This window comes from Phreatobacter sp. (assembly GCF_016793595.1).
In the GTDB taxonomy this organism is placed as follows: Bacteria; Pseudomonadota; Alphaproteobacteria; order Rhizobiales; family Phreatobacteraceae; genus Phreatobacter.
Genome location: NZ_JAEULY010000019.1, coordinates 22,524 through 43,944, shown reverse-complemented (window position 1 = coordinate 43,944; position 21,421 = coordinate 22,524). Strand labels below are relative to the sequence as shown.

20 protein-coding genes are annotated in these 21,421 nt (G+C 67.8%); 15 read left to right on the top strand and 5 right to left on the bottom strand.

The features are described from left to right. Positions 1-32 precede the first annotated feature (32 nt). A complete protein-coding gene (locus tag JNK84_RS18950; RefSeq protein ID WP_293426685.1) occupies positions 33-3,311 on the top strand; it encodes a carboxyl transferase domain-containing protein in 3,279 nt (1,092 codons plus the stop codon). A 21-nt stretch (positions 3,312-3,332) separates the two neighbouring features. On the opposite strand, the gene JNK84_RS18945 is transcribed toward JNK84_RS18950, so the two are convergent. Continuing rightward, the gene (locus JNK84_RS18945) at positions 3,333-3,833 is read right to left on the bottom strand and encodes an invasion associated locus B family protein (protein ID WP_293426682.1); all 501 of its coding nucleotides are present in this window, start codon (positions 3,831-3,833) and stop codon (positions 3,333-3,335) included. A gap of 348 nt (positions 3,834-4,181) precedes the next feature. Next, positions 4,182-4,871 carry a TetR/AcrR family transcriptional regulator gene (locus tag JNK84_RS18940; RefSeq protein WP_441343273.1) on the bottom strand — a complete coding sequence of 230 codons (690 nt, stop codon included), beginning with the start codon at positions 4,869-4,871 and terminating at the stop codon, positions 4,182-4,184. Positions 4,872-5,044: 173 nt separating this feature from the next. Here JNK84_RS18940 and JNK84_RS18935 point away from each other — a divergent pair, with 173 nt between their 5' ends. Genes JNK84_RS18935 through JNK84_RS18895 form a run of 9 tightly spaced genes read left to right on the top strand, consistent with a single transcriptional unit; the run spans position 5,045 to position 13,897 of the window. Next, on the top strand, positions 5,045-5,917 hold the full coding sequence (locus tag JNK84_RS18935; protein ID WP_293426679.1) for an FAD binding domain-containing protein: 873 nt from the start codon (positions 5,045-5,047) through the stop codon (positions 5,915-5,917). Continuing rightward, entirely contained in the window at positions 5,914-6,405 is a 492-nt protein-coding gene (locus tag JNK84_RS18930; RefSeq protein WP_293426676.1) for a (2Fe-2S)-binding protein, read from the top strand. Before JNK84_RS18935 ends, JNK84_RS18930 begins: the two co-directional genes overlap by 4 nt. Beyond that, positions 6,402-8,774: a xanthine dehydrogenase family protein molybdopterin-binding subunit gene (locus JNK84_RS18925; RefSeq protein ID WP_293426673.1), complete on the top strand. Its 2,373-nt coding sequence runs from the start codon at positions 6,402-6,404 to the stop codon at positions 8,772-8,774. The genes JNK84_RS18930 and JNK84_RS18925 overlap by 4 nt, the downstream gene beginning before the upstream one ends. Before the next feature lie 35 nt (positions 8,775-8,809). After that, positions 8,810-10,054 (top strand): ABC transporter substrate-binding protein, encoded by a 1,245-nt coding sequence (locus JNK84_RS18920; protein WP_293426670.1) that lies wholly within the window; start codon positions 8,810-8,812, stop codon positions 10,052-10,054. 38 nt (positions 10,055-10,092) lie between these two features. After that, positions 10,093-10,968, top strand: coding sequence for a branched-chain amino acid ABC transporter permease (locus JNK84_RS18915; RefSeq protein WP_293426667.1), 876 nt, complete (start codon positions 10,093-10,095; stop codon positions 10,966-10,968). Between the two features lie 13 nt (positions 10,969-10,981). After that, complete coding sequence (locus JNK84_RS18910) at positions 10,982-11,980, top strand: branched-chain amino acid ABC transporter permease (protein WP_441343272.1); 999 nt, start codon at positions 10,982-10,984, stop codon at positions 11,978-11,980. Next, positions 11,977-12,732: an ABC transporter ATP-binding protein gene (locus JNK84_RS18905; RefSeq protein WP_293426664.1), complete on the top strand. Its 756-nt coding sequence runs from the start codon at positions 11,977-11,979 to the stop codon at positions 12,730-12,732. The genes JNK84_RS18910 and JNK84_RS18905 overlap by 4 nt, the downstream gene beginning before the upstream one ends. Then, entirely contained in the window at positions 12,725-13,429 is a 705-nt protein-coding gene (locus tag JNK84_RS18900; protein ID WP_293426979.1) for an ABC transporter ATP-binding protein, read from the top strand. The genes JNK84_RS18905 and JNK84_RS18900 overlap by 8 nt, the downstream gene beginning before the upstream one ends. Before the next feature lie 18 nt (positions 13,430-13,447). Beyond that, positions 13,448-13,897 (top strand): CoxG family protein, encoded by a 450-nt coding sequence (locus tag JNK84_RS18895; protein WP_293426661.1) that lies wholly within the window; start codon positions 13,448-13,450, stop codon positions 13,895-13,897. Here JNK84_RS18895 and JNK84_RS23505 read toward each other — a convergent pair. Continuing rightward, the gene (locus tag JNK84_RS23505) at positions 13,832-14,161 is read right to left on the bottom strand and encodes an MlrC C-terminal domain-containing protein (RefSeq protein WP_367272365.1); all 330 of its coding nucleotides are present in this window, start codon (positions 14,159-14,161) and stop codon (positions 13,832-13,834) included. The genes JNK84_RS18895 and JNK84_RS23505 overlap by 66 nt on opposite strands. Before the next feature lie 140 nt (positions 14,162-14,301). Here JNK84_RS23505 and JNK84_RS18890 point away from each other — a divergent pair, with 140 nt between their 5' ends. The 5 genes from JNK84_RS18890 to JNK84_RS18870 are packed head-to-tail and all read left to right on the top strand — an operon-like array spanning position 14,302 to position 18,415. Next, a complete protein-coding gene (locus tag JNK84_RS18890; RefSeq protein WP_293426658.1) occupies positions 14,302-14,466 on the top strand; it encodes a hypothetical protein in 165 nt (54 codons plus the stop codon). Between the two features lie 28 nt (positions 14,467-14,494). Then, positions 14,495-15,475 (top strand): ABC transporter permease, encoded by a 981-nt coding sequence (locus tag JNK84_RS18885; RefSeq protein ID WP_293426655.1) that lies wholly within the window; start codon positions 14,495-14,497, stop codon positions 15,473-15,475. Further along, positions 15,472-16,374: an ABC transporter permease gene (locus JNK84_RS18880; RefSeq protein WP_293426653.1), complete on the top strand. Its 903-nt coding sequence runs from the start codon at positions 15,472-15,474 to the stop codon at positions 16,372-16,374. The genes JNK84_RS18885 and JNK84_RS18880 overlap by 4 nt, the downstream gene beginning before the upstream one ends. After that, positions 16,371-17,363, top strand: a complete 993-nt coding sequence (locus tag JNK84_RS18875) for an ABC transporter ATP-binding protein (RefSeq protein WP_293426651.1) — start codon at positions 16,371-16,373, stop codon at positions 17,361-17,363. The genes JNK84_RS18880 and JNK84_RS18875 overlap by 4 nt, the downstream gene beginning before the upstream one ends. Beyond that, positions 17,360-18,415 (top strand): ABC transporter ATP-binding protein, encoded by a 1,056-nt coding sequence (locus tag JNK84_RS18870; RefSeq protein WP_293426649.1) that lies wholly within the window; start codon positions 17,360-17,362, stop codon positions 18,413-18,415. The genes JNK84_RS18875 and JNK84_RS18870 overlap by 4 nt, the downstream gene beginning before the upstream one ends. Positions 18,416-18,495: 80 nt before the next feature. On the opposite strand, the gene JNK84_RS18865 is transcribed toward JNK84_RS18870, so the two are convergent. Beyond that, complete coding sequence (locus JNK84_RS18865) at positions 18,496-19,488, bottom strand: CobW family GTP-binding protein (RefSeq protein ID WP_293426646.1); 993 nt, start codon at positions 19,486-19,488, stop codon at positions 18,496-18,498. A 2-nt stretch (positions 19,489-19,490) separates the two neighbouring features. Then, positions 19,491-21,131, bottom strand: coding sequence for an amidohydrolase (locus tag JNK84_RS18860; protein ID WP_293426643.1), 1,641 nt, complete (start codon positions 21,129-21,131; stop codon positions 19,491-19,493). Positions 21,132-21,421 lie beyond the last annotated feature (290 nt).

The window sequence follows — 21,421 nt, the reverse complement described above, 5'->3', positions numbered from 1 at the left end:
GTTTGTTCTCTCCCCCAGCCATCGAAGGCAGCATGTTCAGGAAAGTTCTGATCGCGAATCGCGGCGAAGTGTCGATCCGGGTGTCGCGGGCGCTTGGCGACCTCGGCATTGCCGGCGTCGCCGTCTTCACGCCTGACGACCGGGCCTCCCTTCATGTCGCGCGCGCCGACGAGGCGGTCGAACTGCCAGGCCGGGGCGCGGCCGGCTATCTCGACATCGCTGCGGTGGTCGACGCGGCGGTCAAGACTGGTTGCGACGCGGTGCATCCGGGCTACGGATTCCTTTCGGAAAACGCCGATTTCGCGCGGGCCTGCGCGAACGCGGGCATCACCTTCATCGGCCCCGCGCCGGAAACGCTGGCGCTGTTCGGCGACAAGGCTGCGGCGCGGCGTCTCGCCGCCGAGACCGGCCTGCCGCTGGCGGGCGGAACGTCGGGCGCGACGACGCTCGACGAGGCACGGGCATTCATGGCCGCCCATGGCGGGCGGGCGATCATGGTCAAGGCGCTGGCGGGTGGCGGCGGGCGCGGCATGCGCGTCGTCAATCGCGTGGAGGAGCTCGCGGATGCCTTTCGCAGCGCCGCCTCCGAGGCAAAGGCTGCCTTCGGCTCCGACGCGCTCTATGTCGAGGAGCTGATCCGCCCGGCTCGCCACGTCGAGGTGCAGATCCTCGGCGATGCCTCCGGCCATGTGACGCATCTGTTCGAGCGCGAATGCAGCCTTCAGCGCCGGCACCAGAAGCTGGTCGAGATCGCGCCCGCTCCGGGGCTGTCCTCGGCGCTGCGCGACGGCATGATCGCGGCCGCCGTGCAGCTCGGCCGCGCGGCGGGCGTCAAGACGCTGACGACCGTCGAATTCCTCGTCGATGAAGCTGCCAGCCGCTTCGTCTTCATGGAGGCCAACCCCCGCCTTCAGGTCGAGCATACGGTGACCGAGGAGGTTACCGGCGTCGACCTCGTCGCCACCCAGATCCGTCTCGCCGCGGGTGCGACGCTGGAGGGACTCGGCCTCGGCGGCATGCCGGCCGCGCCTTCGGGCATGGCGGTTCAGGTGCGCGTCAACATGGAGAAGATGGCGGCCGACGGGCAGGCCGTGCCGACCGGTGGCACGCTCGCCGCCTTCGATCCGCCGGGTGGCTCGGGCATTCGCATCGACACGTTCGGCTATGCGGGCTATCGCACCTCGACCGCGTTCGACTCGCTGCTGGCAAAAGTGATCGCCTTCGCCCCCTCGGGCCGCTGGCCGGATGCGGCGGGCCGCGCGCTCCGCGCGCTGTCGGAGTTCCGCATCGAGGGCGTTGAGACGAATATCGCCGTGCTCCAGGCCTTGCTGTCGGATCCGGAGGTGCTCGCCGACAAGTTCGATACGGCCTTCGTCGAGCGCCACGGGGCGCGGCTGGCGGCGGCGCCGCGCATCGCCCGAACCGTTGCGCCGGTCGCAGGCGCGGCGGGCGATGCGAAGCGGGCCACGGCGGGAGGGCCGGCGGGAACCGCGCCGGTCAAGGCGCCGATGAGCGGGCGCATTGTCTCGATCGACGTCGCCGAGGGCGACGCGGTTCCGGCCGGCCGGCAGATTGCGATCATCGAGGCGATGAAGATGGAGCACGTCGTGACGGCCGACATGGCCGGCCTCGTGCGGCTCCTGCCGCTGAAGGCCGGCGATCAGGTCGATGTCGGCGAAGCGCTCGCCTTCCTCGAGCCGGGCGACATCGCGGCGGATGACGATGATGGCGCCGCCGATGCGGGCGCCGGCCACATTCGCGCGGATCTCGCCGAGGTGCAGGATCTGTACGACGCGCTGACGGATCATCGCCGGCCGAAGGCGGTCGCCAGGCGGCGCAAGACGAAGCAGCGCACCGCGCGCGAGAATATCGAGGACCTCTGCGATCCCGGCACGTTCATGGAATACGGCGCGCTGGCGCTCGCCGCGCAGCGCCGCCGCCGGTCGCTGGAGGAGTTGCGCGAGATGAGCCCTGCGGACGGGCTCATCTGCGGCGTGGCGTCGATCAATGGCGACAGGTTCGCCGACGATGCGTCGCGCTGCATGGTCATGACCTATGACTACACGGTGTTCGCGGGCACCCAGGGGTTCATGAACCACAAGAAGATGGATCGCATGTTCCATCTCGCCGGCGAGCAGCGTCTGCCGCTGGTGGTTTTCGCGGAGGGTGGCGGCGGCCGGCCGGGCGAGACCGATTATATGGGCGTTGCCGGCCTCGACGTGCCGACCTTTCGGCTGCTCGCCGGTCATAGCGGCGTGGCGCCATCGGTCGCCATCGTCTCCGGCCGTTGCTTTGCCGGCAATGCAGCCGTCGCGGGCTGCTGCGACGTGATCATCGCCACCGAGAACGCCAATCTCGGCATGGGCGGCCCGGCCATGATCGAAGGCGGCGGCCTCGGCGTTTTTTCACCCGAGGAAGTCGGGCCCATGGCGGTTCAGGTGCCGAACGGCGTGGTGGATATCCTCGTTGCCGACGAGGCTGCCGCGGTGGCGGCGGCGAAGCAGTATCTTGCCTATTTCCAGGGTCCGCTGGACGACTGGGAATGCGCCGACCAGGAGCGCCTGCGCGCCGCGATCCCGGAGAACCGCCTGCGGGCCTACGACATCCGCGCGGTCATCGAGCTGATCGCCGATACCGGCTCGGTGCTGGAGCTGCGGGCCACCCACGGCATCGGCATCATCACCGCGCTGATCCGCGTCGAGGGCCGGCCGCTGGGGCTCATCGCCAACAATCCGAAGCATCTCGGCGGTGCCATCGATGCGGAGGGCGCGGAGAAGGCGGCCCGCTTCATGGACCTGTGCGAGGGCCACGGCCTGCCGGTGCTCAATCTCTGCGACACGCCCGGCTTCATGGTTGGACCGCCGGCCGAGGAGACCGCGCTGGTGCGGCGCGTCTCGCGCATGTTCCTGTCGGGCGCGGCGCTGTCCGTGCCGGTCATGACCATCGTGCTGCGCAAGGGCTACGGACTGGGCGCGCAGGCCATGGCGGCGGGCTCGTTCCAGGCCCCCGTCTTCATCGTGTCCTGGCCGACCGGCGAGTTCGGCGGCATGGGCCTCGAAGGCGCGGTGCGCCTCGCCTATCGCAACGAACTGGCGGCGATCGCCGACCCCGCCGAGCAGAAGGCGACCTATGACCGGCACGTCGCGGAGCTCTACGAGCGCGGCAAGGCCGTGAACATGGCGGCATTCCTGGAGATCGACGGCGTGATCGATCCGAAGGAGTCCCGCCACTGGATCACGCGGGCGCTGAGGACCGCGGCGCCGCAGCCTCGCGGCGAGGGCAAGCGACGCCCGTTCATTCCGCCGCGCTGAGCCGCGGCGGAAGGCTGCCTGTCAGCGTGCGAGCGCCGCGGTGCGGTCGAGCGCGGATCCGAGCCCCTTCAGCGAGATGGTCAGGACCGTCGGCTGGCCGCCATCCGGCACGACCCGCGCCTTCAGCGCCGTCCCGCCGCGCAGGGCCGCCGATTGGCGGGCATCGAACCCGAGCGGGACCAGGCAGCCGCCCGGCAGGCAGGTGCGGAACCGCAATGGCTGGCCGGGTGCCTGATCGTCGACCTGCAGCGCGACGCCCTGATCGAGCAACAGCCCGAAGGGCAGCAGCAGAGCGCCCTCGATCCGGTCTCCCGCGGGGGCAAGCTCCATGGCGACGACGCGCTGGCGCGTCTGCTGGTTGGTTTGCTCCTGGGTCACGCCGCAGCGCTTGGCCGTTCCCTGCACCACGCATCCCACGACCCAGTCGCCATGCGTTTCCTGCAATGAGGTCGCGCCGCCGGGCAGCGCGGCTGCCGGCTGTGCCGCCGCCGGCACGGGAAGCGGGCGGGGAGTCTGAGCCACGGCCGGGGACATTGCGGCGAGCGATGCGGCAAGCACGGCGGCGAGGGCTGATGAAAGGCGAGGCGTGATCATCATGGTACTCTGGCACAGTCTGGCGGTCCGGGCTTGCCGCGTGACATGCGTCAGGTCCGGCGGGCGGCCTTGGGGTGATCCGCCAGCCAAACGGCGAACGCAGCCGCGCAAGCATGGCCCGGAACGCCGTTTCCGTCGAGCGGGCTCCCAGCCTTGCAAGGTTCGGATGCCACGCAGTGACACCTGCTGTCTTCTCATTGAGCGCAAACGGGCCCGAAACGTCTGGGCCCGGAGCCGCGACGATTCGCAGCATGCCGCCGGCTAGTTTTTCCGATGTCAGGTCGCATTGTCAGCGGCGTTCCACGGGCGATCGTCGGCGCTGGCGAGAGCCTTGGCGCCCGCGAGGTGAATGCGCACGGCATCGCGAACGACGTCGTCGAGCCGTTCGGGGGTCGGTGTCAGATACACGAAGCGCCGGATGGCCAGGTAGAAGATCCGCCCGTGCAGGCCCCAGGCCATTTCGAGCTCGCGCTCGGTGAGTTCCGTGCCGGCGGGGAGGTCGATGCCGAGTTCCCGGCGCAGTTCCTCGCAGGCGGGACGAATGATCTCGTCACGGACGATGACGAGATAGCGCTTGGTGATGTCGAACGACCGCAGGCCGGAAAACACGAAGATGCGCACCCAGTCATGGTCGAAAACCCGCTCGACATATTCGAGATAGAAGCGGGTCAGGCGGGCTTCCAGCGTCAATGACCGGTCGCGGATGAGCGGCGCCCAGGCCGGGCTCCAGCGGCTGAGATAGATGTGCTCGTAGACGCGCTCGATCAGCGATTCCTTGCTCGGAAAATGCCTGTAGATGGCCGAATGCGTGATGCCCATGCGCTTGGCGAGCTCGCGCGTCTGGCCCTCGAAGCCGTGCTCCGCGAAGAAGCGCACGGCTTCCTCGAGGATCAACTGCTCCCGATCCGCCGCGCGCATGTTGCGCCTGCGCGGCTTGTTCGCGCCGCCTGCTGCCCCTGTCGCCATCGTCCGGCTCGAATCTGCCCGGTTGCCACTGCCGACACAGGGGATAGCGCAATGCGAAAAAGTGACCAAGTGGTCATTTCTAGTTGACGCGGGCTCGTCCGCATGCTTCGAATAATGTGAAAGTGACCAGATGGTTACAAATCTGGCTGGAAACGTCATCGAGGAGTCTGGGCGTGAAAGCACGCGCCTTCCGCTATGTGCGCCCCGCAACGATCGCGGAGGCCTTCGACGCCTTCGCCGAGGCCGGCGGGGAAGCGAGCTATCTCGCGGGCGGCCACAGCCTTGCGCCGGCACTCGCGCTCCGGCTCCAGGCGCCGGACGTGCTCATCGACATCGCCCATATCGACGCACTCCGTGGCATCGCGCTGGACGGTGACCGGCTGCGCATCGGCGCGCTGACGCGTCATGTCGAGACGCTGACCGACCCGCTCATCGCCGCTCATGCCCCGCTGCTGCGGATGGCCGCGCCGCATGTCGCGCACCCCGCCATCCGCAACAGGGGCACGCTCGGCGGCAGTGTCGCGCTCGCCGATCCGGCCGCGGAATTTCCAGCGGTCATGCTGGCTATCGGCGCGGACATGGAGATCGCGGGCCCGGACGGACACCGCCGCGTGCCGGCCGAGGCGTTCTTCCTCGACCTTTACCAGACGGCGCTCGAGCCGGGAGAACTGCTGGTGGCATTCCACGTCCCCGTTGCCCGGCCGTCGCATCGCTGGGCCTTCGACGAATTCGCCCGCAGGCGCGGTGATTATGCCGTGATCGGGGCTGGCCTGATGCTGGACATGGACGGCCCGGCCGTCGCGGAAGCGCGCTTCGCCTTCCTGTCGGCGGCGGCGACACCTGTCCGCGCCCGGCAGGCGGAAGCCCGCCTCGTCGGCCGTGTGCTCGACGGCGACGCGATTGCCGATGCGCAGCAGGCGCTCGCCGGCGATCTCGACCCACCGGACGACGAACGGACGCCCGCCGCCATGCGCTTGCATCTCGCACGCGTGCTGCTCGGCCGCCTGCTCGGCGGGCTTGTCGACAACGCAGCGGTGGCGGCATGACGATCACCGCTTCCGTCACGCTCACCGTCAATGGCGAGGACGTCACCCGCGAGATCGAGCCGCGCGAGACGCTGGCCGATTTCCTGCGCCGCGACATGCAGCTCACGGGCACCCATACGGGCTGCGAGATGGGCGTCTGCGGTGCCTGCCTGGTGCTGGTCGATGGCAAGGCGACCCATGGCTGCCTCGTCTTCGCCGTGCAGGCCGCAGGTTCGGCGATCGAGACCATCGAAGGTTTGAGCGAGCGCGGCATCATCGCCGATGTCCAGACCGCATTCCATGAGCGCAACGCGCTCCAGTGCGGGTTCTGCACGCCGGGCATGCTGGTCACGGCACACAGCCTGCTCGCGCAGCCGGGCGTTCCGACGCGCGAGGAAATCCGCGACGCGCTGTCGGGCAATTACTGTCGCTGTACCGGCTACGAGGCCATTGTCGATGCCATCGAGACGGTGGCGCGACAGCGTGCCGGCGAGGAGGTCGCAGTATGAACGCTCCTCTCGGCGCCCTCGACCGGCCCAATTCCTACATCGGCCGTTCCGTTTCGCGCCCGAACGCCAGGCGCCTGCTTGCCGGCAAGGGGCGCTATGTCACCGACCTCGTCCTGCCGCGCATGGTCCATGCGGCTTTCCTGCGCAGCCCCTATGCCCATGCGCGGATCGTCTCGGTTGACGCCGAGGCGGCCCGGACCATGCCGGGTGTCCGGTTGATCGCGACCGGCGAGGATCTCGCGCGCATCTGTCAGCCGTGGACGGGCACGCTCGACCATTTCAAGGGCATGAAATCCGCGCCGCAACTGCCGCTGCCGGTCGGCAAGGCGACCTGGGCCGGACAGGCCGTGGTCGCCATCGTCGCCGACACGCGCGCGCAGGCGGAAGACGCGGCCGAGGCCGTCATGGTGGAGTTCGAGGAACTGCCGCCGGTCATCGACATCGACGCGGCGCGCGAACCGGGCGCCGACCGCGTCGCCGAGGAGCTCGCGGACAATATCTGCTTCCACGCCAAGCTCGACACCGGCGGCATCGACGGCCTGTTCGCCGCCGCCGCTCATGTCGTCGAGGAGGAGTTCCTCTTCGGGCGGCATACCGCCGTGACGCTGGAGCCGCGCGCGATCCTTGCCGACTATGACGCGAGCGAGGAGCGCCTCACCGTCCATCACGCGACGCAGACCCCGTTCCAGTTCCAGGACCTCTATTCGCGGCATTTCAGTATTCCGGAAGCGCAGGTGCGGGTCGTTGCTCCCGATATCGGCGGCTCGTTCGGCATGAAGCTGCACGTCTATCACGAGGACATGGCCGTGGTCGGCCTGTCGATCCTGCTGGGCCGTCCCGTCAAGTTCGTCGCGGACCGCATCGAGTCCTTCGTCTCGGATATCCATGCGCGCGACCACCGCGTGCGTGCGCGCATGGCCATCGACGCGGCCGGCACCATCATCGGCATGGACGTCGACGACGTCACGGCCATCGGCGCCTTCTCGACCTATCCGCGCACCAGCGCGGTCGAGGGCAACCAGGTGATCCGGCTGATGGGCGCGCCCTACAGGTTCCGCAACTACCGCGCGGAACTGTCGGTCGTGTTCCAGAACAAGGTGCAGACCAGCCAGTATCGCGCCGTCGGCCACCCCATTGCCGCCGCGGTCACCGAAAGGCTGGTGGACATGGCGGCGGCGAAGGCGGGCCTCGATCCCGCTGCCATGCGCGAGCGCAACCTGATCGCGGACGACGCCTATCCCTGCGAGTCGCCGACCGGCTACAAGTTCGAGGCCCTGTCGCATCAGGAATGCCTCGCTCGCCTCAAGGCGATGATGGATTATGACGGGCTGCGCGCCGAACAGGCGGAACTTCGCGCGAAGGGTATCCATCGCGGCATCGGCATTGCGAGCTTCGTCGAAATCTCCAATCCGAGCCCGGCCTTCTACGGCATCGGCGGCGCCCGCATCTCGGCGCAGGACGGAGCGGTGGTGAAAGTGACGCCCTCGGGCGAGGTGCGCTGTCTGATTTCGGTGACCGAGCAGGGACAGGGCACCGAAACCATCATTGGCCAGATCGTCGCCGATCAGCTCGGCGTCGCGCGCGAGAAGGTCCGCGTCATCACCGGCGATACCGAAGTGACGCCGCATGGCGGCGCGACGTGGGCCTGCCGCGGCGCGGGCATTGGCGGCGAGACGGCGCTGCGCGCCGCGCGCGCCCTGAAAGCCAATGTGCTGAAGGTCGCGGCGGCGATCCTTCAGGCCCGCTCCGACGAGCTCGACCTCCTGGACGGCTGGATCGTGGACGCGCTCGGCCAGCAGCGGCTGTCGCTCGCCGATGTCGCGCGCATCGCCTATTTCCGCTCGGACACGCTGCCGCCGGGCACGGAGGCGCAGCTCACCGTCGCCCATCACTTCGCGCCGCAGGGCTATCCCTTCGCCTTCACCAACGGCATCCAGGGTTGCCATGTGGAGCTCGACGCCGAGACCGGCTTCGTCAAGATCCTGAAGCACTGGGTGGTCGAGGATTGCGGCCGCATCATCAACCCGCTGCTGGTGGACGAACAGGTGCGCGGCGGCGTCGTGCAGGGGCTTGGCGCGGCCTTCTTCGAGGAATGCCTCTACGACGCGGCCGGCCAGCTCACCAACGGTTCGCTCGCCGACTACCTCGTGCCCATGGCCTGCGAGATTCCGGATATCGAGATCGGCCATGTCGAAACCCCGACCCTCGACACCATCCTCGGCGCCAAGGGTTGTGGCGAGGCCGGCACCGCCGCCGCGTCGGCCGCGGCGCTCAATGCCGTCAACGATGCCATGACGCCCTTCGGGGCGACCATCGCCCAGATACCCATGACCCCGGCCCGCCTGCTCAGGGCACTGGGACGCATATGAGCCGACACAACGAGAGCAGATATCAGGAGGAACGAATGACCACGATGATCAACAGCCGCTTCCCGTCGCCGTCGCGCCGCACCGTGCTGATGGGCGCTGGCGCCAGCCTCGTCGCCGCGCCCTGGGTGGCGAACGCGCAGGGCGCCGACACCGTCCGCATCGGCTTCCCGACGCCGCTGACCGGCCCCTTCGCGGCCGAGGCGCGTGATCAGGTGCGCAGCGCCGAACTCGCCGTCAAGCTGATCAACGACAAGGGTGGCGTCGCGGGCCGCAAGGTCGAGCTGCTGGTGCGTGACGACAAGCTCAATGCCGGCGAGGCGGCGACCCGCACGCTGGAACTGATCGAGAAGGACAAGGCCCACGCCATCGTCGGCGCGCTGTCGAGCGCCGTCCAGCTTGCGGTCAACGAGGTGACACGCGCCCGCGGCGTCATCTACGTGTCGATCAGCCAGTCCGACACGATCAACGAGGTCAAGGATTTCAGCCGCTTCACCTTCCACGAGGCGCTGAACCCGCACATGACCACCGCTGCGGTCGCCAAGCACACGTTCAAGCGCGGTTCGAAGGTCGCCTATCTCGTCGCCGACTACGCCTATGGCCACGAGATGCTGCGCGGCTTCAAGCGGGCGCAGGCCGCGCTCGGCGCGGAGAGCGTCGGCGAGATCCTGCATCCCTTCGGCGCGCCCGACTATTCGACCTTCATGCCGCGCCTGCGCGCGATGCGCCCGGACATCCTGTGCATCGCCAATTTCGGCCGCGATCAGGCCAATTCGATCAAGCAGGCCGTCGATTTCGGCATGAACCGCAATGCCCGGATCGTGGTGCCGGTGCTGCTGCACAACCAGCGCCTCGCCATCGGCCCCGACGCCTTCGCCGGGGTCGTCGGCGGCGCCAACTACTATTGGGGTCTGGAGCAGTCCATTCCCTCCGCCAAGGCGTTCAACGACGCCTTCCGCGCGGCCCATGGCGGCGCCGTGCCTACCGATTACGGCGCCTACGGTTTCACCGGCGTCTATTCGCTGCTGCTCGCCATGCAGGCGGCTGGCGGCACCGACACGGACAAGGTCATCGCGGCCCTTGAGGAGCTGAAATACGACGTTGCCAAGGGCGCGCAGAGCTACCGCAAGTGCGACCACCAGTCGATGCAGTCGGTGCTCGTGCTGGAGTCCAAGAAGCGCGCGGACATGAAGGGCGATGCCGACCTGTTCAATGTCCTGGCGACCGAGCCGGCCTCGGAAGCCATGTTGCGCACCTGCTCCGAGCTTGGCTTCCCGGCCTGACGCACAGATCCCCCGCCGCAAGGAGCCCAGGGCCCGCCATGGACGCCGAACTCATCGCCATGCAGTTGTTCTCGGGGGTCGCGCTCGGCGCGATCCTCATCATGGTCGCGCTCGGCCTGTCGATCATTTTCGGCATGCTGGGCGTGGTGAACTTCGCCCATGGCGCGCTGTTCATGGTCGGCGCCTATGCCGGCCTGTGGGTCGCCTCGCTGACGGGCAGTTTCTGGTGGGGGCTGCTCGTCGCGCCGCTCGCCATCGGCGCCTTCGGCATGGCGATCGAGTTCCTGCTGATCCGGCCGCTCTACAAGCGCTCGGTGGACGATCCGCTGCTGCTGACCTTCGGCCTCGGCTATGTGCTGGTCGAGGCGGTGCGCATCGTGTTCGGCAGCGACGGCATTCCGTTCGAGACGCCGGCTTTGCTGTCGGGTGTCGCCGATCTCGGCATCGGCTTCTTCCCGGTCTACCGGCTGTTCGTGGTCGGCGTCGTGGCCGCCGTGCTCGTCCTGCTCTGGCTGTTTCTGGAGAAAACGAAGTACGGCCTCATCGTGCGCGCCGGCGCGCGCGATCCGCTGATCATGCGGGTGCTGGGCGTCGATATCGGCAAGGTCTGGCTCATGGTCTTCGGGCTCGGCATCGGGCTCACCGCGCTCGGCGGCGTGCTCGCCGCGCCGATGCGGAGCGTCAATCCGGAAATGGGCGCGCTGGTGCTGGCGGAGGCCTTCGTCGTCACGGTCATCGGCGGCATGGGCTCGCTGATCGGCGCGGTCGTCGCAGGCCTGCTCGTCGGCGTCGCGGTCAGCATGACGGCGCTGTTCGCGCCCGAGATGGCGACCATCGTCATGTTCGCGCTGATGGCGCTGGTGCTGCTGGTCCGGCCGCAGGGCCTGTTCGGCCGCGCCGTTGCCGGCCACTGAGGGGAGAGCATCGATGACCTCGCCGTCCTCCCCGCTTCCCGCCATGGCAGCGGCGGCCGCCCGCCCCGCAGGTCTGGTCGCGACGCTGACCGCCTGGCGCGTGCCGCTGACCATCCTCGCGCTGTGCCTGCTGCCCTGGCTTCTGCCGTCCAAGGCGCTGGCGGTGAACGTTCTGATCTATGGGCTACTCGCCGTCGGCTACAACCTGCTGTTCGGCTATACGGGGCTCCTGTCCTTCGGTCATGCAGCCTTCTTCGGCGCCGGCGCCTATGCCACCGGCATCGCCATCGGCCAGTTCGGGCTGCCCTGGTTCGTGGCCATGGCGCTGGGCGTCGCCATCGGCGGAGCGCTCGCCGTGGTGATCGGCCTGTTGTCGATCCGCACGCGCGGCATCTACTTCTCGATGGTGACGCTCGCGCTGTCGCAGCTCGTCTACTACGCCGCGCTTCAGGCCTCGTCCTGGACCGGCGGCGAGAACGGCCTGCGTGGCTTCACGGTCGCGAAAATCTCGCTGTTCGGCGTGACCGTCGATTTCCTCAACCCGGTCGCCAAGTATTACGTGCTGATGATCTTCGCGGCGGTGGCGCTGTGGCTGGTCTCGCGCATCCTCAATTCGCCCTTCGGCGCGGCGATCGAGGCGATCCGCGAGAACGAGACGCGGGCGCGCGCCTGCGGCTACGACGTGGAGCGCACCAAGCTCCTGTCCTTCACGCTGTCGGGGCTGATCTGCGCGCTGGCCGGGACGATGTCGGCGCTGCACCTCGCCATCGTGCCGCTCGACACGCTGCACTACCACACCTCCGGCATGATCGTGATGATGACGCTGCTCGGCGGCGCGGGCTCGTTTTTCGGTCCCTTCGTCGGCGCGCTGGCCTTCCTCCTGATGGAGGACGTGATCTCGCTGTGGACCTCGCACTGGCAGATCGTCGTCGGCTCGGTGTTCATCCTGTTCGTGCTGTTTCTGCCCAAGGGCATCTGGGGCACGGCGCTCGCCTGGAGGGCCGGCCGATGACCACTTCCCTTCTCGCGGTCGAGAATGTCGGCCGGCGCTTCGGCGGCTTCGTCGCGCTCGAAGGCGTCACCGCGTCGTTCGAGCCGAACAAGGTGACGGCCATTATCGGCCCGAACGGCGCCGGCAAGAGCACCTTCTTCAACGTCCTGTCCGGCGTGCTGCCGCCCTCGACCGGCTCGATCCGGTTCAAGGGACAGGACCTGACGGGAACGCCACAGCACCGCTTCGTCCATCTTGGCATCGCCCGATCCTACCAGATCACCAATATCTTCCCGGATCTCAGCGTCCACGAGAACGTGCGCGTGGCGGCGCAGGCCTTCCGGGCGCGTTACGACATCTGGACCGATCGAAGCCGGCTGCCCGAGCTCGACGCTAAGGCCGATGCGGCGCTCGCCGCCGTCGGGCTGTCGCAGCAGCGCGGCGCCACCGCCAAGTTCCTCGCCCACGGCCAGCAGAGGGCGCTGGAAATCGCCATCGCGCTGGTGGCCGATCCTGAACTCCTGCTCCTCGACGAGCCGACCGCCGGCATGGGGCCGGAGGAGACGAAGGACATGGTGGCGCTGATCGAGAAACTGGCAGCCGACCGGACCATCCTGCTCGTCGAGCACAAGATGAAGATGATCCTCGGCCTTTCAGACCGCATCCTCGTGCTGCACCACGGCCGTCTGATCGCCGACGGACCGCCGCAGCACATCCAGGCGGATTCCGAAGTCCGCCGCGTCTATCTCGGACAGAACGATGGCTATGCTTGAGATCAAGGGCCTCAACGCCTGGTATGGCGCCAGCCACGTACTGCACGGCGTGTCGCTGCGCGTGGACAAGGGCGAGATCGTCGCGCTGGTCGGCCGCAACGGCGCCGGCAAGACGACGACCATTCGCTCCGTCATGGGCCTGATGCCGCGCGCGGCTGGCGAGGTGCGTTTCGACGGCGCCAGCCTTTTGCCGCTGCCGGCTCATGCGCGCTTCGGCCTCGGCCTCGCCTACGTGCCCGAGGAGCGCCGCATCGTTCCCGGGCTCACCGTTCGGGAGAACCTGCAGCTGGGCCTGGTGGCGAGCCGGGCCGGCATCGACGAGAAGCAGGCCATCGACGAGATCGCCGAAAGCTTTCCGCGCCTGAAGGAGCGGCTCGACCAACAGGGCACAACCATGTCCGGGGGCGAGCAGCAGATGCTGGCCATCGCCCGCGCCATGATCGCGCGTCCCAAGATGATCCTGCTGGACGAACCTTCCGAGGGCATCATGCCGGTGCTCGTCGAGGAGATGGGCGTGCTGTTCCGCCGCCTTCGCGATTCCGGCGTCACGCTCCTGCTCGTCGAGCAGAATGTCGAATGGGCGCTGAAGCTCGCCGACCGGGCGGTGATCATCGATCAGGGGGAAGTCGTCCACGAGAGCAGCGCCGCGGCCCTGCTCGCCGACAAGGGCATTCAGGAGCGCTACTGCGCCGTCTGAGTTTCACGGGAGAGGATCATGGATATTGTTGGCGAGCACCGCATCGCGGCGCCGCGCGATCTCGTCTGGCGCGCGCTGTTCGACGTCGAGACGCTGAAGCGTTGCATTCCCGGCTGCAAGGAGGTCGAGCAGACCTCGCCGACGAGTTTCGCGGCCAAGGTGCAGCTCAAGGTAGGGCCGGTCTCGGCGACCTTCTCCGGAACCGTTGAACTCACCGACATCGACGCGCCGGCCAGTTGCCGGATCGTCGGCCAGGGCAATGGCGGCATTGCCGGCTTCGCCAAGGGCAACTCGCAGGTGCGCCTCGCCGAGGACGGCGGCGACACGATCCTGACCTACGAGGCCAAGGCCGAGATCGGCGGCAAGCTCGCAGCGCTCGGCAGCCGCCTGATCGTCGCTACCTCACGCAAACTGGCCGATCAGTTCTTCCAGGCTTTCGCCAAGGCGCTGAGCGAGGTCAAGGTCTGATACGGGGCCGCCGCGAATGCCGCCGCGCCGAGCGGTCTTCGCTGGCCCCCAGACCGAGGTCTGGCCGTGCGTCTCGGCAAGGGCTCGCACGACGACGTCGAAATCCAGCGGCGGACCTGATCGCGGCCCAGGCTTGCCGCCGATCCTCAATTGCGGCCGGCCGCCAACGCCAGCGGCCCTGCACATCGCCACGGCCATGGGATCATGGTGCAACCCGCTGACGGCGTCCCGATTCCGGTGGCGCCCGTCACGCCGCGATCCCATTCGCCCGACCGGCGAAAGCTGCTGGTCAGGCTGGCTCCATTTGTTCGATTGAACTGGTTCTAAATCCGGCCAGCCAATCCCTCTTAGCCTGCAAGAACTGCGATCCAGAACAAATAAAGCGCAGGCCAGAGGATGCACTGATGGACGACCTTTCCGAACAGGAAGGCGCGCTGCTGTCGGCTGACGATCGTGCGGCCGGTCTTCGCGTCGCCATGACCCCGGAGCCCGGCGCGCGAACCCGGCGCGGGCAGATCCGCCTTGCCGGCTCGATGGGCGTTCTCCATCGGGCGACGGCGCCCGCCTGACGATCCGACCGCCGCCGGAGCCCCCGCCATGCAGGTCCTCTTCTCCATTCTCGGACGTGCTGCCCAGGCAGCGGTGATGATCCTGATCGTCATCGTGCTGAACTTCGCGCTGATCCATCTCGCGCCGGGCGATCCGGCCGAGGTCATTGCCGGCGAGATGGGCGGCACGAACGCCGAAGTGCTGGCCCAGCTGCGCGCCGCATACGGGCTCGACAAGACTTTCATCCATCAGCTCTGGCTCTATATGAGCCACGTGCTTTCCGGCGATCTCGGCCAGTCGTTCTACTTCAACGCGCCGGTGCTCTCGCTGATCCTGCAACGTCTGCCGGCGACCCTGCTCCTGGTGATTTCCGCCATTCTGATCGCGATCGTTGTCGGAACCCTGCTCGGCGTGATGGCCGCGCGCCGCCCCAATGGTTGGGTCAGCAACCTCATCACGGTTCTGTCGCTCGTCGGGTTCTCGGCTCCGGTCTTCTGGACCGGCATCCTGCTGATCCTGCTCTTTGCCTCGGCCATACCCATCTTCCCTGTCGGCGGAATGCGCGACGTTGCCCGCCTCGACGCGGGCTGGTGGGCCGGCACGCTCGATGTGCTGCACCATCTGGTTCTGCCGGCATCGACGCTCTCGATCATCTACATCGCTCAGTACAGCCGGATGGCGCGTGCGAGCATGCTCGAGGTTCTCGGCGCCGACTACATCCGCACGGCGCGCGCCAAGGGCGTTCCGGAGCGATTGGTCGTCTTCAAGCACGCATTGCGCAACGCCATCCTGCCCATCGTGACCATTGTCGGATTGCAGTTCTCCAGCGTGCTGGCCGGTGCCGTTCTGGTCGAGGCCGTGTTCGCCTGGCCGGGCCTCGGCAGCCTTGCCTACATGTCGATCCTGCGTCGCGATTCACCGACCCTGCTCGGCATCCTGCTGTTCTCGGCCGTCGTGGTGATCGTCGTGAACATGCTGACCGATCTCGCCTATCGCCTCATCGATCCGCGCATCAGGGCCAATTCATGAGTCTCATCGCGCCAGACCTCAGCGACGCCGACAAGGTCGTGGATACGCCCGCGCCGGCGGCCAGTCCTGCCCGCGATGCCTGGCGCATGTTCCGGCGCAATGCGTCGGCCGTGGCGGGGCTGATCATTCTGGCGACCTTCCTGCTGATGACGCTGATCGGCCCCAAGCTCTACCCGGTCGACCCGTTCGACATCGTATCGGCCCCCCTCTCGCCGCCCGGCGAGGAAGGCGCGCTGCTCGGCACGGACTATCTCGGGCGCGACATTACCGCCGGCATCGTCAATGGGGGCAGGGTCAGCCTCGCGGTCGGGCTGATCGCCGCGGCGCTGACGATGACGATAGGGGTCACGGTCGGGGCGCTCGCCGGTTTCTACGGCGGTTTGGTGGATCGGGTGCTGATGCGCCTGACCGAGGTGTTTCAGGTCATGCCACCGCTCCTGCTCGCCATGGCGATCGTGACGATCTTCTCGCCGACGCTCTGGAGCGTCGCCGTCTCGATCGGCATCGTCAGCTGGACCAGTTCCGCGCGGCTGACGCGGGCGGAGTTCCTGCGCATCAAGGGGCTTGAATATGTCAAGGCGGCACGCTCGATCGGTGCCCGCAACCGCCGGCTGATCTGGCGCGTGGTGCTGCCAAACGCGCTGCCACCCCTGATCGTCTCGGCAACGCTGACGACTGGCGTCGCGATCCTCTTCGAGAGCGGCCTGAGCTTCCTCGGACTCGGCGACCCCAATCTGATGAGCTGGGGCCGGATGATGGGCGGCAACCGTCCCTACATGCTCGACGCCTGGTGGGCGGCGACCATCCCCGGGGTCGCCATCTTCCTGACGGTGCTCAGCATCAGCCTGATCGGCGATGGACTGAACGAGGCCTTCAACCCGAGGCTCCGAGAGCGATGACCCCCCAACCTCTCCTGCGCGTCGAGGACCTGAACGTCGTCTTCAAGTCGCGCTCGGCCGAGACGCGCGTTCTCCGCGACGTCTCGTTCGACATCGCGGCGGGCGAGACGGTGTGTCTCGTCGGCGAATCCGGCAGCGGCAAGAGCATGACCGGGCTCGCCCTCATGGGGCTTGTACCGCAGCCGAACGGCATGATCCGCAGCGGCAGCATCAGGCTGGAAGGCGAGGAACTCGTCGGGGCCACGCCCCAGCGGCTCCTGCGCATGCGCGGCAAGGATATCTCGATGATATTCCAGGAGCCGATGACGGCGCTGAACCCGGTCTTCACGATCGGGAACCAGATCGCCGAGACGCTGCGTCTCCACGAGGACCTCAATCGCAAGGCCGCGCTCGATCGGGCGGTGGAACTGCTTCAGGCTGTCAGCATCCCCGCGCCGGAGCAGCGCGTCCACGACTATCCGCACCAGCTGTCGGGTGGCATGCGTCAGCGAGCGATGATCGCAATGGCGCTCGCCTGCCGGCCGAAGCTGCTGATTGCCGACGAGCCGACCACCGCGCTCGATGTCACGGTGCAGGCCCAGATCCTCGACCTCCTCAAGGACATCCAGCAGCGGTTCGGAACGGCGATCCTGCTGATCACGCACGACATGGGCGTCGTCACCGATACGGCGGATCGCGTCGTCGTCATGTATGCCGGCCGCAAGATCGAGGAGGGGCGGGCAGACGCCGTGCTGGCACGGCCCCAGCATCCCTACACGAAGGCGCTGATCGCCTGCATCCCGCATTTCACCACCGGGACGGAACGCCAGCGCCTCGAGGAGATCCCGGGCATCGTGCCGCCGCTGAATCGCCTGCCGCCGGGCTGTTCCTTCGCGCCGCGTTGCGCGCATGCCATGCTGCGGTGCCGCCAGGCCATTCCGCAGGCAAGCGCCGTCGCTCCCGATCATGCCGCCGCCTGCTGGCTCCTCGACGACATGTTGGTCCCATGAGCCAGATTGCCGATCCCCCGCTTCTTCGCGTCTCCGACCTCAAGGTCCATTTTCCGCTGCCACGGCCGCATCCGTTCGCGCCGCAGCGGACCGTTCACGCCGTCGATGGCGTGAGCTTCGCGCTGCCGCGCCGCACGACCTTCGGCATCGTCGGCGAAAGCGGCTCCGGCAAGACGACCACCGCTCTCGCGGTGATGCAGCTGATCACCGCCACGAGCGGATCGATCGAGCTCGACGGCACCGACCTGACCACGCTGAGCGGCGAGCCGCTGCGTCGCGCGCGTCGTCGGTTCCAGATGATCTTCCAGGATCCCTATTCGTCGCTCAATCCGCGGACCCGGGTCGGCGACATCGTGCGTGAGCCGCTGGACCTCATGGATGTCGGGGCACCGGCGGAGCGCGCCGATCGCGTCACCGAACTGTTCCGGCGGGTCGGGCTTCGGCCCGAACAGCTTGCCCTGTTCCCGCATCAGTTCTCGGGGGGCCAGCGCCAGCGCGTCGGGATCGCGCGCGCGCTCGCGAGCCGCCCCGACCTCATCGTCTGCGACGAGCCGGTATCGGCGCTCGACGTGGCGATCCAGGCCCAGACCCTGAACCTGCTGGTCGAACTGCAGCGGGACTTCGGCCTCTCCTACCTCTTCATTTCCCACGATCTGCGCGTGGTCCAGTATCTCTGCGACCAGATCGCGGTCATGTATCTCGGCCGTATCGTCGAGCTGACCGACCGCAACAGCCTCTTCGCGCAGCCGCTGCACCCCTACACATGGGCGCTGCTGTCGGCGGTGCCGGGGGCAAGCAGCGAGCGCAGGCAGCGGGTGAGGCTTCAGGGCGACCCGCCGAGCCCGATCATGCTGCCGCGCGGCTGCCGGTTCGCTGGCCGCTGCCCGTTCGCTGAGGACCGGTGCCGTCGCGAGGAGCCGCAATTGCGCCAGGTCGCCGGCGGGCGCAGCGTCGCCTGCCATCTCGTCACGGATAGCGGTGATGCACCGCATCACGCGCTTCCGGCCGATGTCGACAACCCGGTTCAGGGACAGGTGGCCTCGGTCGCCTGAGGCCTATCGAGGTGGCGGGGGCAGGTGGATTCAAGACCCGCCAAGGGGTCGCCGTGAAGCACGGCGGGTCTGGCCGATTGCTACTGTAGAGCGGCAAAGCCCTGCTGGAGGCTGGCGGCATCGAACTCCGCCGCGACGGCGATGGCGACGAGGCGGGTCTTCGGCGTGGCTTCCAGCCGGTGGTCCGCGTCGAGCGTCCAGCGGCGGCCGACCATCTGCAACAGCATGGGCCGCGACGGATCCTCGTCGGTCAGCACCAGGCCCTTGAGCCGCAGCACGTCCTTCGGAAGCCCGTCGAGGAACCGCGTCAGTGCGGCCCGGGGCACGGGCTTGTCGGCGGATAGCGTGCAGGTCGCGAACAGATTGGCATGCCGCCGGTCATGGCTATGCCCGTGATGATCGTGGTGATGATCGGGGTCGTTGCAGTCCGGCGCATGACAGCCGCCGCCGGACAGGGCCGGGGTGCTTGCAAGCGCCTCGAGATCGCGGCCGGCATCGAGCACGAGCTCCACGGGCACGCTGGCGTTCACCGCCTCGATGACCCGCGCATCTGGAGCCAGTCGAAGCAGCACCTCGGTCGCGTCCCGGCGGTCGGTCGTCGAGAGCCTGTCGACCTTGTTCATGACGATCAGGTCGGCCGATTGAAGCTGCTGCTCGACGACATCGCCGACATACTTGTCGCGAACGAGGTCGGGAAGGCGCGGCGCATCGGCCAGCACGACCACAGCGTTCAATTCCAGCGAGGCATCGAGCGTGGCGAGCTCCGCGATGCGGGCGGGGTCTGCGACGCCGCTCGCCTCGATGATGATGTGCTCGGGCCGCTCGGCCTGCTGCATGACGCCGATGAGCGCCTCGACGAGACTGTCGCCAATGCTGCAGCAGATGCAGCCATTCGACAGGTTCACCGTGTTGCCGTCATGGCTGGCGATCAGCTCGGCGTCGATGTTGATCTCGCCGAAATCGTTGACGAGAACGGCCAGCCGCTGATCGGTGTGGCGCAGCAGATGGTTCAGCAGCGTCGTCTTGCCCGCGCCCAGAAAGCCGCCGATGACGGTGACAGGCGTCCGCACCACGGTCAGGCCCTCGGTGCCGGGAATATGCGGCCGCCGACCACCGTGCCCCAGATGCGCACGTCCTTCAGCGCCTCCGGGTTCACCTCGGTAGGGTCGTCTTCGAGCACCGCGAAATCGGCGAACTTGCCGACCTCGATGCTGCCGATATCCGCGTCCATCTTGAGAGTGTAGGCCGCGCCGAGGGTCATTGCACGCAGCGCGTCCATCACCGAAATGCGCTGCTCGGCACCGAGAACCCGCCCGGACAGGGTCTTGCGGTTGACCGCGCACCATGCGGTGAAGAGCGGGCCGATGGGCGTGACGGGAGCGTCGCTGTGCATGGCGAAGGGTACGCCCGTGGCAAGCGCCGTGGCGCAGGCATCGAGCCGGTCCGCGCGGTCCGGTCCCATCGTGTGGGCGAGATGCGCGTCGCCCCAGTAGTAGATGTGGTTGGCGAAGAGATTGACACAGACTCCCAGCGCGGCCATGCGTCGGAACTGAGCGGCGCTGGCCATCTGGCAATGCTGCAGGGTGTGCCGGTGATCGCGGCGCGGGACGTCCGCCAGAACGTGCTCGATGGCGTCGAGCGCGGCCTCGGTGGCCTCGTCGCCATTGGTGTGAATATGCACCTGCAGGCCGGCCTCGTGATAGCGCTTCACGAGGCTCTTCAGTTCGTCGGGGGCGATGTACCAGAGACCGTTCTTGCTGCCGTTGAAATAGCCCGGCCAGCGCAGGCGCGCGGTGAACCCCTGGATCGATCCGTCAGCGATGAGCTTTACAAGGCCGAAGCGGAGCTTTGACGAATTGTAGCGCTGCAGGCCGCCGACATAGGCGACGGCGTCCTCGCGGGTGTGGGTTCCGCGAAATGCCGGAACCAGCCGGATCGGAAAGTCATCCTCGGCGGTGACCGTCCGGAAGGTCTCGACCGTCTTCTCGGAAAGATCGTTGTGGAGATCGGTCGCGGTGGTGACGCCGGTCATTTGCGCCGCCTTGGCGAAGCGGCGGACGGCGTCGGGCCGGTCACCGAGATCGGCGAGGCCGGTTCCGCCGATCGCCTTGGCGAGCATGAAGCGGCCGACCTGGCCGGCGAATTCACCGGTCAGCCTGCCTTCGGAATCGCGCAGAATGAATTCCGAATTGGTGCTGGGCGTGATGCCCGCACGTTCCATGACGAGAGAATTGGCATTGATGATGTGGCCGCTGGCGTGCTGGACGACGACCGGCCGCCTCGTCGATACCCGGTCGAGATCCGCCGCGGTCAGCCGCCGTTCGACGAACAGAGGGTCGAAGCCCCAGCCGGTCAGCGTCTGGTCGGGCGAACCGAGGCGCGCCTCGGCTTCCTTGAGCCGCGCGATCAGCGCTTCGATGGTGCCGACGCCCGGCCAAGGCTTGCCGTCGGGGTCGCGGCGCTCGTACGAGCCGACATAGGTATGGTCCCAGACGAGCCCCTCGAATGCGTGGCTGTGACCTTCGACCATGCCGGGCATCAGCACCTTGTCGGCAAGCGTCATGTCGACGTCCCGCTTGCTCCAGCCACGAAGATCATCGAGCGAACCGACGCCGAGAATGCGCCCGCCCCGCACAGCGACATGGGTCGCGACGGGCCTGTCGGGGTTCATGGTGATAATCTTGCGTGCCTTGTAGATGACGGTCTCGTCGAGCACCTGAAGTCTCCCCGCGGATGCGCAAGCCTGACAGCGCCGAACGGGCGGCAGATCCGGCCGCGGCAGGTCAGCCTAGGGCGGCGTTCCGCGGCGCCGATAGGGCCAGATGGCCGCCTTCGGTGAGGCCACGTGATCTGCCGTGGCGCCTCGTCCGATCAACGGTTTCCGCGACTGGTCGTCGCCGGTTCCCGCCAGCCTCCGTAGCGAATTCGGCGCAGACCGGGCCCGGCGGGCTGGTTCCATAGGTCTCCGAAATCTGGGCCTACAATCGCCCGCGCCCGCCTCAATAC